Here is a 14,723-nt window from a genome sequence, read left to right as displayed (position 1 = left end):
GGTCTGCGCGTGGACCTCAAAACGGCCCGCCATCGCCCGCATCTCGTGCGGGTCGGTCATAAAACGTGTTGCCATGTTGCCTTTCTCCTTCTGGATTTAACTTCCTGGATTTCTCATACAGGTTGGTCTTGGATCACGCGTGAAACCTCAGCCCGCCGCCGGCGAGGTCGGTACCACGCTGGTAGTGCGCGGCATGTCGAAGCGAGGTTCCGCTTCGGCTTGCCACTCGCTCCATTCGGCCCACTCATTCCACTCGTCCATGCCGTCGCCGGCCGCCTCCGGGCTGAGCCCCTCGGCCGCCTGCGCGGTTGCATCGGTGCCTTCTTCCGGCTCCGGTGCCCAATGGTCGTAGTCATCCGGGGGAACAGCCACCCCCCACTTCAGCGGAACCGATAAGCCGCCGAGCATCCCCGACTCGCCTCGCTTTGCCGACACCGCATCGTCCGGCAGCGGGGAACCAAGAGGCAAAAGCACGGTGCCCCCTTCCACAGCCGTTTCGTTCACATTCGAACCCGGCGGCGAATACAGCACCACCAGGCACTTCGCATCGTAAGTCAATTCTGAGGACAATATCCGGGATTCACCGATTTCGCCTCTTTGAGAAACAGCGCAAGATCTTGAGCGAAACGGATGACGGAATCCGGGTGAGAGCAGCACTCTCCGCTTGGTGCAACCAATATGGCCACAGACCCGGGCCCTGGGGGCCGCCGACTCGCGACCCGGTTTATCACCTGCCCTTTCCGACGACCTATCCGACCCCGGTCCGCGGCACCACGCTGGGCCGCGACTGCACCACGTGGGTCGGACTGGCTCCGCCGCGGCCCATCATCCCGCCGGGCATGCCCGCGCCCGCGCCCATGCCACCCATCGGCATCGGCATCATCGGCATGCCGCCGCCCATCGGCGCCCCGGCCGCCGCGGCGCCGGCCGGCATCTCGCCCATGCCCGACATCGCCGCGCTGACCATCCGGGACGGCGCCGAGCCCTGCCAGGTCGGCGGGACCGACATCGCGCCGACCAGCCGCGCCTTGCCCAAACCGGCCTCGGCGCCACCCAGGCCGCCGATGCCGCCACCGCCGAGCCCCTTCGGAACCGCACTGCTGACGAACTTCGCCGGATCCATGGCGCCGGCGGCACCCGTCGCTCCGGCCAGGGCCGCCGAATTCGCGCCGCCCATTCCTGCTTGGGCCGCCATCATGATCGGCGACATCATCATGCTCACCGGCATCATCCCGACCTGGGCGACGGTCGACAGCGACGAAATCGGCGCGGCCGAGGCCAGCGCGGACACCTGCGACACCGCGGGTCCGGCCACGGCGACCGCCGAGGCCACCGGAGCGGTGATCGCGCCGCCCACCGACGAGGCCAATCCGACGGCCTGCGAAGTCACCCCCGCCAGCGGCGCCGACAACAGCCCCGTCAAACCCGCCAGGTTCAGGGGCGGCGTGCTGAACGCCGGCAACGCCGCGGCGACCCCCATCGCCCCGCCGTGATAGCCGACCATGGCGGCCACGTCCTGGGCCCACATCTCCATGTACTCGAACTCGGTCATGAAGATCGCCGGGGTGTTCTGGCCCAGGATGTTCGTCGCGATCAACGTCATCAACTGGGTGCGGTTCGCCGCGATTGCGGGCGTGGGCACAGTCGCCGCCAGCGCGGACTCAAACGCCGTCGCCGCTGTGCGCGCCTGCAGACCCGCCGACTCCGCCTGCCCGGCGGCCGCGCTCAACCATCCGACGTAGGGCGTCGCCGCCGCCGCCATGGATATCGACGCCGGCCCCGCCCACGGCCCGTCGGTCAAGCCGGAGACCACCGACTGGAACGACGACGCCGCACCCGCCAGGTCCGTCGCCAGGGAGTCCCAGGCCGACGCCGCCATGAACAAGGGCCCCGAACCCGCCCCGGCGAACATCAACGCCGAGTTGATCTCCGGCGGGAAGAACGTAAAAGCGGGAACCATCACACCCCCAAGCCAGCCAGCCGCATCAACGGCACAGTCCAACGATCAACAGACACCACGGACCGATCCTAAGTCCATCGGCCATCAAAAATCCGGGGTTTCACCAAACCGTCTCACCCGTATTGGCGCTGAATTCGCGTCGGGGACCGGTTCTCGTCACCGAACGCCTCAGGCGTGGGTAACACCGGGGTGTTACCCACGCCCTTGAGAGGTGGTCAGGCCCAGCTGGACCCGACGGCGCTGTCGGTGCTGGCCATGTTGCTGCCGGCGCTTTGCACCTTCTGGCCGTGGGAGTTCGCCTGCTCGTAGATCACCTGGAAGTTGCGACCCAACTGGGTGATGAACTCCTGGCAGGCCACCGAACCGGCGCCACCCCAGAAGTCACCAGCAGCCAGCACATCGCGAACGATGGCCTGGTGCTCGGCCTCCAACGACGCCGCCTGCGCGCGAATCGTCGCGCCATGGGCGTCCACATCGCCGAATTGATAGTTAATTGTCATCGCACAAATCTCCTAAGTCTCAGTGCCGCTAACTGCTCAAAATCTGCTGCGACGCCTGCTCTTGCTGCTCGTAGTTGTTGGCGTCACGGATCAAGCCGTCGCGAACGCTCTGCAGCATGTTCACAATGTTGCGAAATGCCTGGTTCATCTGTCCCATGGTGTTGTAGGACGTCGCCTCCGCCGCCCCGCTCCAGCTGGCGCCGGAAATGTTTTGCGACGACGCCCACATCCGTTGCGCCTCATCCGTAACCGTCTGCGCATGCACGTCGAATCGACCTGCCATCGCCCGCATCGCGTGCGGATCGGTCATAAACCGAGTAGCCATAACCCCACTCCTTCCGTAACAAAAAATTGAAGTTAGGCGCCGCTGCGGCGCCCAACGCGCAGCCCCGACCTATCACCCCCGGTAGCCCAGCATCGCGGCGACATCCTGGGCAGGCAACCAGGAAAAATCGAGAACCATCACGACCCCCGCGCAGCGGGCCGTGCCAACGGCCTCGTCGCCTCCCGGAAATCAACACCCATCACGGCCGGATCGTAAGGCAAAAATCACCGAAAAGCCGCATATTTTTCTAAACTTGAATCAATCGAGAACGCAAACTTGACCGGATCAATAACACAAACTTGATCCAATCCGAAAACGGCTTGACGCCACCCCGCAGACCACCGAGCAGAGGCCGTCGGAGCAGCGCGGATCCCCGGCCGCGGCGCTCGTAGCGCCCGGACGCTCCGCGGAATTGCGATGGCAACTTTTCGAAAGAGCCGGAACCTCAATTCGCGCGCAATTTGAGTCGTTCGATTCATTCGGCGAATTAGCGCCGTGTACGCAGAGACCACAAATCGGCATCACCGTGCGGAAGGGGCGCCTAGCAGCCCTTCAGGCGGGCCGCCAGGTAATCGGCGACAGCGCCGATCGCGACCCGATCCTGGGTCATGGCGTCGCGCTCGCGCACGGTCACGGCGTCGTCCTCGAGCGAGTCGAAGTCGACGGTCACGCAGAACGGCGTGCCGACCTCGTCCTGGCGACGGTACCGGCGACCGATGGCGCCGGCGTCGTCGAAATCGATGTTCCAGCACTTGCGCAATTCGGCGGCCAGGTCACGGGCCTTGGGGCTCAGGTCGGCGTGCCGGGACAGCGGCAGCACCGCGGCCTTGACCGGCGCCAGGCGTGGGTCGAGCCGAAGCACCGTCCGCTTTTCCATGACGCCCTTGGCGTTGGGCGCTTCGTCCTCGCTGTAGGCATCGACGAGAAACGCCATGAACGACCGCGTCAGGCCCGCCGCGGGTTCGATGACGTAGGGCGTGTACCGGGAGTCGGTGACCTGGTCGTAGAACGACAGATCGGCCCCGGAATGCTTTGCGTGCGTTGACAAATCGAAGTCCGTGCGGTTGGCGACGCCTTCCAGCTCGCCCCACGGATTGCCGACGAAGCCGAACTTGTACTCGATGTCGACCGTGCGGTCCGAGTAGTGCGACAGCTTCTCCTGCGGGTGCTCGTACAGGCGCAGGTTCTGCGGGTCGATGCCCAGGTCGACGTACCACTGCAGCCGGGTGTCGATCCAATACTGGTGCCAGTCCCTGGCGGTGGAGGGCTCCACGAAGAACTCCATCTCCATCTGCTCGAACTCGCGGGTCCGGAAGATGAAGTTGCCGGGGGTGATCTCGTTGCGGAAGCTCTTGCCGATCTGCCCGATCCCGAACGGCGGCTTGCGGCGCGCGGTCGTCACCACGTTGGCGAAGTTGACGAAGATGCCCTGCGCGGTCTCGGGACGCAGGTAGTGCAGCCCCTCCTCGGTCTCGATCGGTCCGAGGTAGGTCTTGAGCATCATGTTGAATTCGCGGGGCTCGGTCCACTGGCCCTTGGTGCCGCAGTCCGGGCAGACGATCTCGCCCATCGGTACCGAATCGGGGTCGGCGATTCCCTTCTTCGCCGCGTAGGCCTCCTGCAAGTGGTCCTGGCGATGCCGGTGGTGGCAGTTCAGGCACTCGATGAGCGGGTCGTGGAAGACCTCGACGTGGCCGGAGGCCACCCACACCTGCCGGGGCAGGATGATCGACGAGTCGAGCCCGACCACGTCGTCGCGGCCGGTGACCACCGCGCGCCACCACTGGCGCTTGATGTTCTCCTTGAGCTCCACGCCCAGCGGGCCATAGTCCCACGCCGATTTGGTGCCCCCGTAGATCTCGCCCGAGGGAAAGACGAAGCCCCGCCGTTTGGCCAGGTTGACTACGGTGTCGATGACGGACGCCACGGGGCTGTGCACTCCCTTTCGAAGATCCGGGCAGACGGGCGGCGGCGAACCGCCGCCCGCAAAACATCAGTCATGGTATCGACCGGCGCCGCGATCTTTGACATGCGTCATCACGCATGTGACAGTGGAAAGCGGCCGATCGTGATTGCCACGACGGGCACTCCCGATAACCGGCACTTCTCGAGGTGATGACTCTCCCATGGCGACGTCCTCAACGTCCTCGGTGCCGGCCGCTGCCGGCGGCGACATGGGATCCGAGCTGAGCGTGCTGCCCCACGAGCATGGCGGGGCCGGGCCGGGCGAACACGCGGAGTTTCCCGAGTACCCCGTCCCACCGCCGCGGGAGATCCTCGATGCCGCGGGCGAGCTGTTGCGCGCGCTGGCCGCACCCGTGCGGATCGCGATCGTGCTGCAGTTGCGCGAATCGCACCGCTGCGTGCACGAACTGGTCGACGCGCTCGGCGTGCCGCAGCCGCTGGTCAGCCAGCATCTGAAGATCCTCAAGGCGGCGGGTGTGGTGGCCGGCGAACGGTCCGGACGCGAAGTGCTGTATCGGCTCGCCGACCACCACCTGGCGCACATCGTCGTCGACGCCGTCGCCCACGCGAGCGAGGACGCACCGTGACAGGCGCCAGCGTGCGCTCCACCCGCCAGCGCGCCGCGATCGCCACGCTGCTCGAGACGCTGGACGAATTTCGCTCGGCCCAGGAGCTGCACGACGAGCTGCGGCGCCGCGGCGACAACATCGGCCTGACCACGGTCTACCGGACGCTGCAGTCGATGGCCGCGGCGGGCATGGTCGACACGCTGCGCACCGACACCGGCGAGTCGGTCTACCGCAGGTGCTCGGAACATCACCACCACCATCTGGTGTGCCGATGCTGCGGTTCCACCATCGAGGTGGGTGACCACGAGGTGGAGGAATGGGCGGCGCAGGTGGCCGCCAAGCACGGCTACTCCGAGGTCAGCCACACCATCGAGATCTTCGGAACCTGCGCCCAGTGCCGCTCCTAGGGCGCTGAGGCTGTCCGCAGAAAAGTTCTGAAAAAAGTGTCCGGCACGCGTCCGCCGCGTGCTCCTACCCATGAGTGGCCCACGGGCCGAGACAACACCTCAAGGGAAGTGAGCACCCGATGCGCAACGAACTATCGCCCCAGCTGCGGCCGGTCCGCGAGGTCGAGGCCCCGTCACTGCAGTTCCGCACGATCCACGGGTACCGCCGTGCCTTCCGGATCGCGGGGTCGGGACCGGCCCTGCTGCTGATCCACGGCGTCGGCGACAACTCCAAGTCATGGGAAACGGTGCACGCCAAGCTTGCGCAACGGTTCACGGTCATCGCGCCGGATCTGCTGGGCCACGGCGAGTCCGACAAGCCCCACGCCGACTATTCCCTGCCGGCCTTCGCGAACGGCATGCGCGACCTGCTCGCCGTGCTCGGCATCGACCGGGTCACCGTCGTCGGGCATTCGTTCGGGGGCGGCGTCGCGATGCAGTTCGCCTATCAGTACCCCCAGCTGGTGGAGCGCATCGTGCTGGTGAGCGCCGGCGGCGTCACGAAGGACGTGAGCCTGGCGTTGCGGTTGGCGGCGATGCCGCTGGGCGCCGAGGCGCTGGGCGTGCTGCGCGCACCCGGGGTGATGCCCACGATCCGGCGCGTCGGCCGCGCCGTGCAGACCGTGCTGGGTTCCACCAGGTTCGGGCGCGACGCCGCCGAGGTGGTCAACCTGATGGAGGGCTTCCTCGACCCCGACGGGCTGGCGGCCTTCGCGCGCACCCTGCGATCGGTGGTGGACGCGCGCGGCCAATACGTCACCATGCTGGACCGCAGCTATCTCGTGAAATCCGTTCCAGTGCAAATCATTTGGGGCAAAGACGACCTGATCATCCCGGTCGACCACGCGCACACCGCCCACGCCTCGATGCCGGGTTCGCGCATCGAGATCTTCGAGGACTCCGGGCACATGCCGTTCCACGACCACCCCGACCGCTTCGTCGAGGTCGTCGAACGGTTCGTCGACTCGACCCGGCCGGCCGACTACGACCCGGACACGATGCTGTCGCTGCTGCGGACCGGCGGCCGCGAGGAGCTGGCCGCCGAAGCGACCGAGGCGGCGGTGTCCTAGCCCGTCAGCGAACGACGTATCTCCGCGCCGGTGTCGAGGACCAGCAGGATCATGGTGCGCAGGGCGTCGTCGGTCAGGCCGCCGCCGGGAAAGTTGTAGCGCAGCATCACGTCCGCTGTTTTGGCCACGCCCTTGCCGGAATTGCGTTGCGCCGCCTTCTGGTTGGCCTTCTCGACCAGCGTCACGCTGCCGAAGTTGCTGTCGTGCGCCTGCTTGGCGATCTGGTCGCTGATCTTCTTGGTCAGGGGCAGATCCCAGGCCAAGATCTGCGTCAGCGACACCAGATCGAGGCCCTCGGCGATGTTCACCACCCGCAGCGAGGCCAGCGTGCCGTTGTGCCGCAGCGTCAGCGCGCCGTCGGGCTCCTCCTCGATGGCAAGGGCGTCGCGCAGTATCGACGCCAGCCGCTCCTGCAGTGATGGCATCACGCGCTCCCGAACCGTCGATTGCGGTCCGCGTATTCCTCGCACGCCGCCCACAGGTCGCGGCGGTCGTAGTCGGGCCACAGCTTGTCCTGAAAGATGTACTCAGCGTAGGCCGCCTGCCACAACATGAAGTTGCTGGACCGCTGCTCCCCCGACGTCCGCAGGAACAGGTCGACGTCGGGGATGTCGGGCCGTTGCAGGTGGCGCGAGATCGTCGACTCGCTGATCCGGTCCGGCTTGAGCCTGCCCGCCTCCACCAAACGGGCTATCTCCCTTGCGGATTCGGTGATCTCCGCGCGGCCGCCGTAGTTCACGCAATAATTGACGGTGATGACGTCGTTGCCGTCCGTCATCGCCTCGGCGATCGCCAATTCGTTGATCACGCTGCGCCACAGGCGGGGACGGGATCCGACCCACCGGATTCGGACCCCGATCGTGTTGAGGTTCACCCGGCGCATGCGCACCACGTCGCGGTTGAAGCCCATCAGGAAACGGACCTCCTCGGGCGAACGCTTCCAGTTCTCCGTGGAAAACGCGTAGAGACTCAACCATTTGATTCCGATTTCGATTGCGCCGCAGACGATGTCGATGACGACCGCCTCGCCGGCCCGATGGCCGTCGGTCCGGCTGAGACCGCGCTGGGTGGCCCAGCGGCCGTTGCCGTCCATCACGATGGCCACATGATTGGGCAATCGGTCGGCCGGAATCCGCGGCGCGGCCGCTTTGGAGGTGTGCTGCGGGGGACGGCGCGGGCCGCCGCCGGCGGACGGCGGCAGCTCAGGGAAGGGGACGGGCCAGGTGGATTTGTCGGGAAAGACCGGGTAGTCGTCGGGCGCGGGGGGCAGCTGCGGGAAATCGGTCGACTTCGGCTTGCGCTCAGCCACAGGCAGTATCCTGCCCGATCAGCGCTGCGCGCCGTTCGGCGATGGTGCGGTCGACCTGGTATGTCCGCTCTACCAGCGGCAACGTTTTGAGCTGCCGTTCCAGGTGCCATTGCAAGTGCGCGGCCACCAGCCCGCTGACGTAGCCCCGGTGTGACTGCGGCGACGCCTCGGCGGCCTCCCAGTCCCCGTCGTGCAGCGCGGCCATCAGCTCCAGCACACCCGGCGGCGGGGTGGTCGAGCCGGCCGGGCGGCAGTGTGGGCAGACGCTGCCCCCGGCGGCGACGTGAAACGCCCGATGCGGACCGGCGGTGGCGCACCGGGCGCACTCGGTGAGCGCCGGCGCCCATCCGGCGATGCCCATGGCGCGCAGCAGATAGGCGTCCAGCAACAGGTCGCGGGGCCGGCGCCCGTCGGCCACCGCGCGCAGCGCGCCCACCGTGAGCCGGTGCAGCGCCGGGGCGGGCGCCCGCTCCTCACCGGCGAGGCGTTCAGCGGTTTCCAGCATCGCGCACCCGCAGGTGTACCGGCCGTAGTCGCTGACGATGTCGGTGGCGAACGCGTCGATGGAGACGACCTGGGTGACGATGTCGAGATTGCGACCAGGGTGCAGTTGCGCGTCGATGTGGGCAAACGGCTCCAGCCGCGCGCCGAATTTGCTGCGGGTGCGGCGCACGCCCTTGGCCACCGCGCGGACCAGGCCATGGTCGCGGGTCAGCAGGGTGACGATCCGGTCGGCTTCGCCGAGCTTGTGCTGGCGCAACACCACAGCTCGGTCTCGATATAGCCGCATCACCATAGTTTTGCACCCCGCCGCGACAATGCGGGTATCCGCGCCGTTAGTCTCGTACCCCGTGATCGGCGCTTCCGGGGCGGGCACCGGGTCCATCTCAGGATCCGGCGGTCAGCGCCTGCCCACAATGACTGACCTGCTATATCAGCTGGCCAGTCGCGCAGTGACGTCCACCACACTGGTGAGCCGTTCGCTGCACGCCATTCATTCCAGCCAGCCGACGCTGAACGCCTTCCGGGTGGTGCTGACCGAGTCGGCGCTGGCCGACGCGGCGCAGGCCGACCGGCGCCGCGCGGCCGGGGACACCGCGCCGTTGCTCGGCATTCCGATCGCGGTCAAAGACGACGTCGACGTCGCCGGAGTGCCCACCGCCTTCGGCACCGAGGGGTATGTCGCGCCCGCGACCCAGGACGCCGAGGTGGTGCGCCGCCTCAAGGCCGCCGGCGCCGTGATCGTCGGCAAGACGAACACCTGCGAGCTGGGCCAATGGCCGTTCACCAGCGGGCCGGGCTTTGGCCATACCCGCAATCCCTGGTCGCGGCGGCACACCCCGGGGGGATCTTCCGGGGGTAGCGCGGCCGCCGTGGCCGCGGGCCTGGTCACCGCCGCCATCGGCTCCGACGGCGCCGGCAGCGTCCGCATCCCCGCGGCGTGGACGCACTTGGTAGGCATCAAGCCGCAGCGCGGCCGCATCTCCACCTGGCCGCTGCCCGAGGCGTTCAACGGCATCACGGTCAACGGCGTGCTGGCCCGCACGGTGGCCGACGCGGCGCTGGTGCTCGACGCCGCGTCGGGCAACGTCGAGGGCGACCGGCACAAGCCGCCCCCGATCACGGCGTCCGACTATGTCGGCAAGGCACCCGGTCCGCTGAACATCGCGCTGTCGACCCGGTTCCCGTACAACGGTTTTCGGACCAAGTTGCACCCCGAGATCCTCGCCGCCACGCGGGCGGTGGGCAAGCAACTCGAGCTGCTCGGCCACAAAGTGGTGCCCGGCAACCCCGACTACGGCCTGCGGCTGTCATGGAACTTCCTGGCCCGGTCCACCGCCGGACTGCGGGATTGGGAGGAACGGCTGGGCGACGGCGTGATCCTGGACCCGCGCACGGTGTCCAACCTGCGCATGGGCCAGGTGCTGGGGCAGGCGATTCTGCGCAGCGCGCGCCGCCACGAGGCGGCCGACCAGCGCCGGGTCGGCTCGATCTTCGACATCGTCGACGTGGTGCTGGCCCCGACGACCGCCGAACCACCGCCGTTGGCGCGCTCGTTCGACCGATTGGGCAGCTTCGGCACCGACCGCGCCATGATCGCCGCGTGCCCATTGACCTGGCCGTGGAACCTGCTGGGGTGGCCGTCCATCAACGTGCCGGCGGGATTTACCTCCGACGGTTTGCCGATCGGCGTGCAGCTGATGGGGCCAGCAAACAGCGAGGGCCTGCTGATCTCGCTGGCTGCCGAGCTGGAGGCCGTGTGCGGCTGGTCCACCAGGCAGCCGCCGGTGTGGTGGCACGCCGGGGCCGACACGCCCCCCGCCGGGGCGCCGCCGTCGCGCATGTGAGGCGCCGCGCATTCGGACCGCGCTCTTAGCTCGCGACAACCCGGGTATCCCCACCGAATGGACCAATCCGACGCGCCATTGCTGAATGCGGTCGCCGACTATCGGGAAAAGAACCGGTACGGATTCACCCCACCCGGGCACCGGCAGGGACGCGGCACCGACTACCGGGTGCTGGCCGTGCTGGGCGGCGAACCGTTCCTCGACGACGTGCTGGCCAGCGGCGGGCTGGATGACCGCAAGACCAGCAACGGATACCTCAAGCACGCGGAGGACCTGATGGCCAACGCCGTCGGGGCCGACACCGCATGGTTTTCCACCTGCGGCAGCTCGCTGTCGGTGAAGGCCGCGATGATGGCCGTGGCCGGCGGCGACGGCAGCCTGCTGGTGGGTCGGGACAGCCACAAGTCCGTCGTGGCGGGCCTGGTCTTCTCCGGCGTGCAGCCCCGCTGGATCACCCCCCGCTGGGACGCCGAGCGCCACTTCTCCCATCCGCCCTCCCCCGAGCAGGTCGAGGAGACCTGGGCGAAGCACCCCGACGCCGCCGGTGCGCTCGTCGTGAGCCCCAGCCCGTACGGCACCTGCGCCGACATCGCCGGGATCGCCGAGGTCTGCCACGCGCGCGGCAAGCCGTTGATCATCGACGAGGCGTGGGGCGCGCATCTGCCCTTCCACGAGGACCTGCCGACCTGGGCGATGGATGCCGGCGCGGACATCTGCGTGGTCAGCGTGCACAAGATGGGCGCGGGTTTCGAACAGGGCTCCGTGTTCCACTTGCAGGGCGACCGGATCGACCAGGACCGCCTTTCGGCCTGCGCGGATCTGCTGATGACCACCAGCCCCAGCGTCCTGGTCTATGCCGCGATGGACGGATGGCGCCGGCAGATGGTCGAGCACGGCCACGACTTACTTGGTGCCGCACTGGATTTGGCGCACGAGCTGCGTCAGGACATCGAACTGATCCCGGACGTGGAGGTGCTCGACGACGAGTTGCTGGGCGTCGAGGCGTCCCACGACCTGGACCGGTTACAGGTGATGATGGACGTCTCGGCGACGGGCACCTCCGGCTATCAGGCCGCCGACTGGCTGCGCGCGCACGCCCACATCGATATCGGGATGAGCGATCACCGCCGCATTTTGGCGACCCTGTCCTTCGCCGACGACAAGGCCACCGCGGGCCGCCTCACCCACGCGCTGGCCGAATGGCGCAGGGCGGCCAGCGATTTCGACCCTCCCCCGCTGATCGACCTACCCTCACCCGAGGAATTGCAGTTGGACAACGTCTGCCCGCCCCGCGACGCGTTCTTCGGGCGCACCGAGGCGGTGCCCACCGACCGGGCCGCGGGGCGAGTCTCCGCCGAGCAGGTCACCCCGTATCCCCCAGGCATTCCCGCCGTCGTGCCCGGCGAGCGACTCAACGACACCGTGCTGGACTACCTGTGTTCCGGGGTGCGGGCCGGGATGAACGTCCCCGACGCGGCCGATCCGTCGCTGCAGACCATTCGGGTGCTCGCCTAAAGGCCGCGGCTAAAAGCCAAGCCGACCAAGTTGTTTGGGGTCGCTCTGCCAGTTCTTGGCGACCTTGACCCGCAGTTCGAGGTAGACCTTGGTGCCCAGCAGCTTCTCGATCTGGGCGCGCGCGGCCGTCCCCACTTCCCGTAGCCGCGCGCCGCCCTTGCCGATCACGATGCCCTTCTGGCTGTCCCGCTCGACGTAAAGGATCGCGTGCACGTCGATCAGGTCGTCGCGCCCCTCGCGCGGATTGACCTCGTCGATCACCACCGCCAACGAGTGCGGCAGCTCGTCGCGAACCCCCTCCAGGGCGGCCTCGCGGATGAGCTCGGCCATCAGGACCTCTTCGGGCTCGTCGGTCAGCTCACCGTCGGGGTAGTAGGCCGGGCCGGCGGGCAGCGCCGCGGCCAGCACGTCGGTCAGGATGTCGACCTGCGCGCCGGTGACCGCCGACACCGGGACGATTTCGGCCGAGTCGCCGACCAGCTCGCTGGCGGCGACCAACTGCGCGGCCACCCTGTCCTTGGGCACCTTGTCGATTTTGGTGACGACGGCGACGAGCGCAGTCTTGGGAGCGACCGCGCGAATCTGGTCGACGATCCACCGGTCGCCCGGGCCGATCGGCTCGTCGGCCGGGATGCACAACCCGATCACGTCGACCTCGGCGTAGGTGTCGCGGACCAGTTCGTTGAGCCGCTTGCCCAGCAGGGTCCGTGGCCGATGCAGGCCGGGGGTGTCGACCAGGATGATCTGAAAGTCTTCCCGGTGCACGATCCCGCGGATGGTGTGCCGCGTGGTCTGCGGTCGCGTCGAGGTGATCGCCACCTTGGTGCCGACCAGCGCGTTCGTCAGCGTCGACTTGCCGGTATTCGGCCGGCCCACCAAACACACGAAACCCGAATGGAATTCAGTCATGGCAGCATCCCAAAGCCGAGCGTCATACCGGGTTCCCGTCGGCTTCGGCCGGGCTCAGCAGGACGGTGTTGATCCGCACCCGCCCCCGGTGATCGCGGCCGCCCTCGGCGCGCAGGCGCAGGCCATGCGAGACCACCTCGGCGCCGGGCAGCGGCACCCGGCCCAATTCCAATGCCACCAGGCCGCCCACCGTGTCGACGTCGAGGTCGTCGTCGAATTCGACGTCGTACAGTTCGCCGACATCTTCGATCGGCAGTCGCGCCGATACCCGAAACCGCTTGTCGCCCAACTCTTCTATCGGCGCCGTCTCCGCCTGGTCGTACTCGTCGGCGATCTCCCCGACGATCTCTTCCAGCACGTCCTCGATGCTGACCAGGCCGGCTATCGCGCCGTACTCGTCGACGAGCAGGGCCATGTGGTTGCGGTCGCGTTGCATCTCACGCAGCAGCGCGTCCAGGGGCTTGGAGTCCGGCACGAAGACCGCCGGGCGCATGACCTGCGACACCTTGGTCTCCCGGCCGCCCTCGCGCGACAGGAATGTCTGCTGGACAAGGTCTTTCAAGTACACCACGCCGACCACGTCGTCGACGTTTTCGCCGATCACCGGGAGGCGGGAGTGCCCGCTGCGCACGGCCAGGTTCGTCGCCTGGCTGGCCGACTTGTCGCTTTCGATCCAGATCATCTCGGTGCGCGGCACCATCACCTCGCGGGCCGGGGTGTCGCCGAGTTCGAAGACCGACTCGATCATCCGGCGCTCGTCGGCGGCGACCACGCCGCGCTGCTGGGCCAGATCGACGACCTCGCGCAGTTCGATCTCGGAGGCGAACGGCCCGTTGCGCAACCCCCGCCCGGGTGTCAGGGCGTTGCCCAGCACCACCAGCAACCTGCTGAGCGGCATCAACAACCACGAAATGACCCGCAGCGGAAGCGCGGTCACCATGGAAATGGAATAGGCGTGCTGGCGGCCGAGGGTGCGGGGGCCGACTCCGATGACGACAAAGCTCGTCACCACCATGATGGTGGCCGCGCCGAACAACGCCCACCTCATGCCGAAGTTGTCGTAGAGGAACACCACCAACAAGACGGTCGCGGTGATCTCGCAGATGATGCGCATCAGCACCACCAGATTGATGTAGCGCGGACGCTCGCTCATCACCTTGAACAACGACACCGCCCCGGGCCGCTCCTCGCGCACCAGTTCCTGCACGCGCGCCAGCGACACCGTGCTCATGGCGGCGTCGATCGCCGCGAAGAGTCCGCCCAGGGCGATCAGGGCGATCGCGCCGAGCAGCTGGGACACACCGGTCAATTGTCGAAATACCTTGAGATAGTGGATTTGCTGTTTCATTGACCCTACCTGCGACTTTGCAAGCACGTCCAACATGGGGGGTCAACACTTGCAGCGTCCGGCGAAGGAAAAACACCGCTACGGTTAGCGCGTCCTGCACTGGTTTCTTACCTTGCCGGCCGTGATCCAGTGGGGAACAGTGCCAGCGGGCGGCAGCGTCGCCCTTAGCATATGGAAAGGCGATCGGGGAGGCGAAAAGGCGACGAGAGAAGAAGGCCGCAGCAAACGAAACTAAGATATCGCTGGCATCGCTGCCCCGTCTCGGCCCTTCGGAGCGCCTCGGTGTTGAAGCATGAAATGCCCTGATGCGTAAGGCGATTTCCAGTCTACGCGGCCGAAAGACTGTAACTGCAAACCAACACCGAATTGAGGCGCATTTTTCTGAACTCCCTCGCGCGTTTGTGAATCCGGTCGACGCAGCCGGCTACGACACAATGGTGAGCGCGGTTACATACGGCA

At 67.3% G+C, this 14,723-nt stretch carries 15 protein-coding genes and 1 pseudogene; 5 read left to right on the top strand and 11 right to left on the bottom strand.

Features of this window, described 5'->3' with window-relative positions; translation table 11 throughout:
- The 6 genes and pseudogenes from A5787_RS26350 to A5787_RS01825 all read right to left on the bottom strand — a co-directional run.
- Nucleotides 1-75, bottom strand: a pseudogene (locus tag A5787_RS26350) (WXG100 family type VII secretion target); the annotation flags it as partial.
- Nucleotides 76-147: 72 nt separating this feature from the next.
- A complete protein-coding gene (locus tag A5787_RS28725) occupies nucleotides 148-408 on the bottom strand; it encodes a hypothetical protein (RefSeq protein ID WP_066960774.1) in 261 nt (86 codons plus the stop codon).
- Nucleotides 409-748: 340 nt separating this feature from the next.
- Nucleotides 749-1,960 (bottom strand): PPE family protein, encoded by a 1,212-nt coding sequence (locus A5787_RS01840; RefSeq protein ID WP_066960739.1) that lies wholly within the window; start codon nucleotides 1,958-1,960, stop codon nucleotides 749-751.
- A 215-nt stretch (nucleotides 1,961-2,175) separates the two neighbouring features.
- Nucleotides 2,176-2,460 carry a WXG100 family type VII secretion target gene (locus A5787_RS01835; protein ID WP_066960736.1) on the bottom strand — a complete coding sequence of 95 codons (285 nt, stop codon included), beginning with the start codon at nucleotides 2,458-2,460 and terminating at the stop codon, nucleotides 2,176-2,178.
- Nucleotides 2,461-2,488: 28 nt separating this feature from the next.
- Nucleotides 2,489-2,785, bottom strand: coding sequence for a WXG100 family type VII secretion target (locus A5787_RS01830; RefSeq protein ID WP_066960733.1), 297 nt, complete (start codon nucleotides 2,783-2,785; stop codon nucleotides 2,489-2,491).
- Between the two features lie 541 nt (nucleotides 2,786-3,326).
- Complete coding sequence (locus tag A5787_RS01825; protein WP_197506939.1) at nucleotides 3,327-4,724, bottom strand: glycine--tRNA ligase; 1,398 nt, start codon at nucleotides 4,722-4,724, stop codon at nucleotides 3,327-3,329.
- Between the two features lie 187 nt (nucleotides 4,725-4,911).
- On the opposite strand from A5787_RS01825, the gene A5787_RS01820 reads away from it, so the two are divergent.
- The 3 genes from A5787_RS01820 to A5787_RS01810 all read left to right on the top strand — a co-directional run bounded on the left by A5787_RS01820 (nucleotide 4,912) and on the right by A5787_RS01810 (nucleotide 6,835).
- On the top strand, nucleotides 4,912-5,337 hold the full coding sequence (locus tag A5787_RS01820; RefSeq protein ID WP_066960727.1) for a helix-turn-helix transcriptional regulator: 426 nt from the start codon (nucleotides 4,912-4,914) through the stop codon (nucleotides 5,335-5,337).
- Nucleotides 5,334-5,726: a Fur family transcriptional regulator gene (locus A5787_RS01815; RefSeq protein ID WP_066960724.1), complete on the top strand. Its 393-nt coding sequence runs from the start codon at nucleotides 5,334-5,336 to the stop codon at nucleotides 5,724-5,726. Before A5787_RS01820 ends, A5787_RS01815 begins: the two co-directional genes overlap by 4 nt.
- A gap of 119 nt (nucleotides 5,727-5,845) precedes the next feature.
- Entirely contained in the window at nucleotides 5,846-6,835 is a 990-nt protein-coding gene (locus A5787_RS01810) for an alpha/beta fold hydrolase (RefSeq protein ID WP_066960721.1), read from the top strand.
- On the opposite strand, the gene A5787_RS01805 is transcribed toward A5787_RS01810, so the two are convergent.
- From A5787_RS01805 to recO, 3 genes are read right to left on the bottom strand one after another with little or no spacing between them, the layout of a single operon-like run.
- Nucleotides 6,832-7,260 (bottom strand): hypothetical protein, encoded by a 429-nt coding sequence (locus tag A5787_RS01805; RefSeq protein WP_066960718.1) that lies wholly within the window; start codon nucleotides 7,258-7,260, stop codon nucleotides 6,832-6,834. The genes A5787_RS01810 and A5787_RS01805 overlap by 4 nt on opposite strands.
- Nucleotides 7,260-8,144: a decaprenyl diphosphate synthase gene (locus tag A5787_RS01800; protein ID WP_066960715.1), complete on the bottom strand. Its 885-nt coding sequence runs from the start codon at nucleotides 8,142-8,144 to the stop codon at nucleotides 7,260-7,262. The genes A5787_RS01805 and A5787_RS01800 overlap by 1 nt, the downstream gene beginning before the upstream one ends.
- Nucleotides 8,137-8,934: a DNA repair protein RecO gene (recO, locus tag A5787_RS01795; protein WP_066960771.1), complete on the bottom strand. Its 798-nt coding sequence runs from the start codon at nucleotides 8,932-8,934 to the stop codon at nucleotides 8,137-8,139. Before recO ends, A5787_RS01800 begins: the two co-directional genes overlap by 8 nt.
- A 61-nt stretch (nucleotides 8,935-8,995) precedes the next feature.
- Here recO and A5787_RS01790 point away from each other — a divergent pair, with 61 nt between their 5' ends.
- Nucleotides 8,996-10,492 carry an amidase gene (locus A5787_RS01790; protein WP_066960712.1) on the top strand — a complete coding sequence of 499 codons (1,497 nt, stop codon included), beginning with the start codon at nucleotides 8,996-8,998 and terminating at the stop codon, nucleotides 10,490-10,492.
- Between the two features lie 57 nt (nucleotides 10,493-10,549).
- Nucleotides 10,550-12,007, top strand: coding sequence for an aminotransferase class I/II-fold pyridoxal phosphate-dependent enzyme (locus A5787_RS01785; protein WP_066960708.1), 1,458 nt, complete (start codon nucleotides 10,550-10,552; stop codon nucleotides 12,005-12,007).
- A gap of 9 nt (nucleotides 12,008-12,016) precedes the next feature.
- On the opposite strand, the gene era is transcribed toward A5787_RS01785, so the two are convergent.
- Complete coding sequence (era, locus tag A5787_RS01780) at nucleotides 12,017-12,916, bottom strand: GTPase Era (protein ID WP_066960704.1); 900 nt, start codon at nucleotides 12,914-12,916, stop codon at nucleotides 12,017-12,019.
- A 22-nt stretch (nucleotides 12,917-12,938) separates the two neighbouring features.
- Complete coding sequence (locus A5787_RS01775; RefSeq protein ID WP_066960769.1) at nucleotides 12,939-14,225, bottom strand: hemolysin family protein; 1,287 nt, start codon at nucleotides 14,223-14,225, stop codon at nucleotides 12,939-12,941.
- Between the last annotated feature and the right edge of the window lie 498 nt (nucleotides 14,226-14,723).

Source organism: Mycobacterium sp. 852002-50816_SCH5313054-b, assembly GCF_001667185.1.
Classification (GTDB): Bacteria; Actinomycetota; Actinomycetes; order Mycobacteriales; family Mycobacteriaceae; genus Mycobacterium.
Note: the sequence above shows the minus strand (reverse complement) of the source record. Positions and strands in the feature narration are given on the sequence as shown.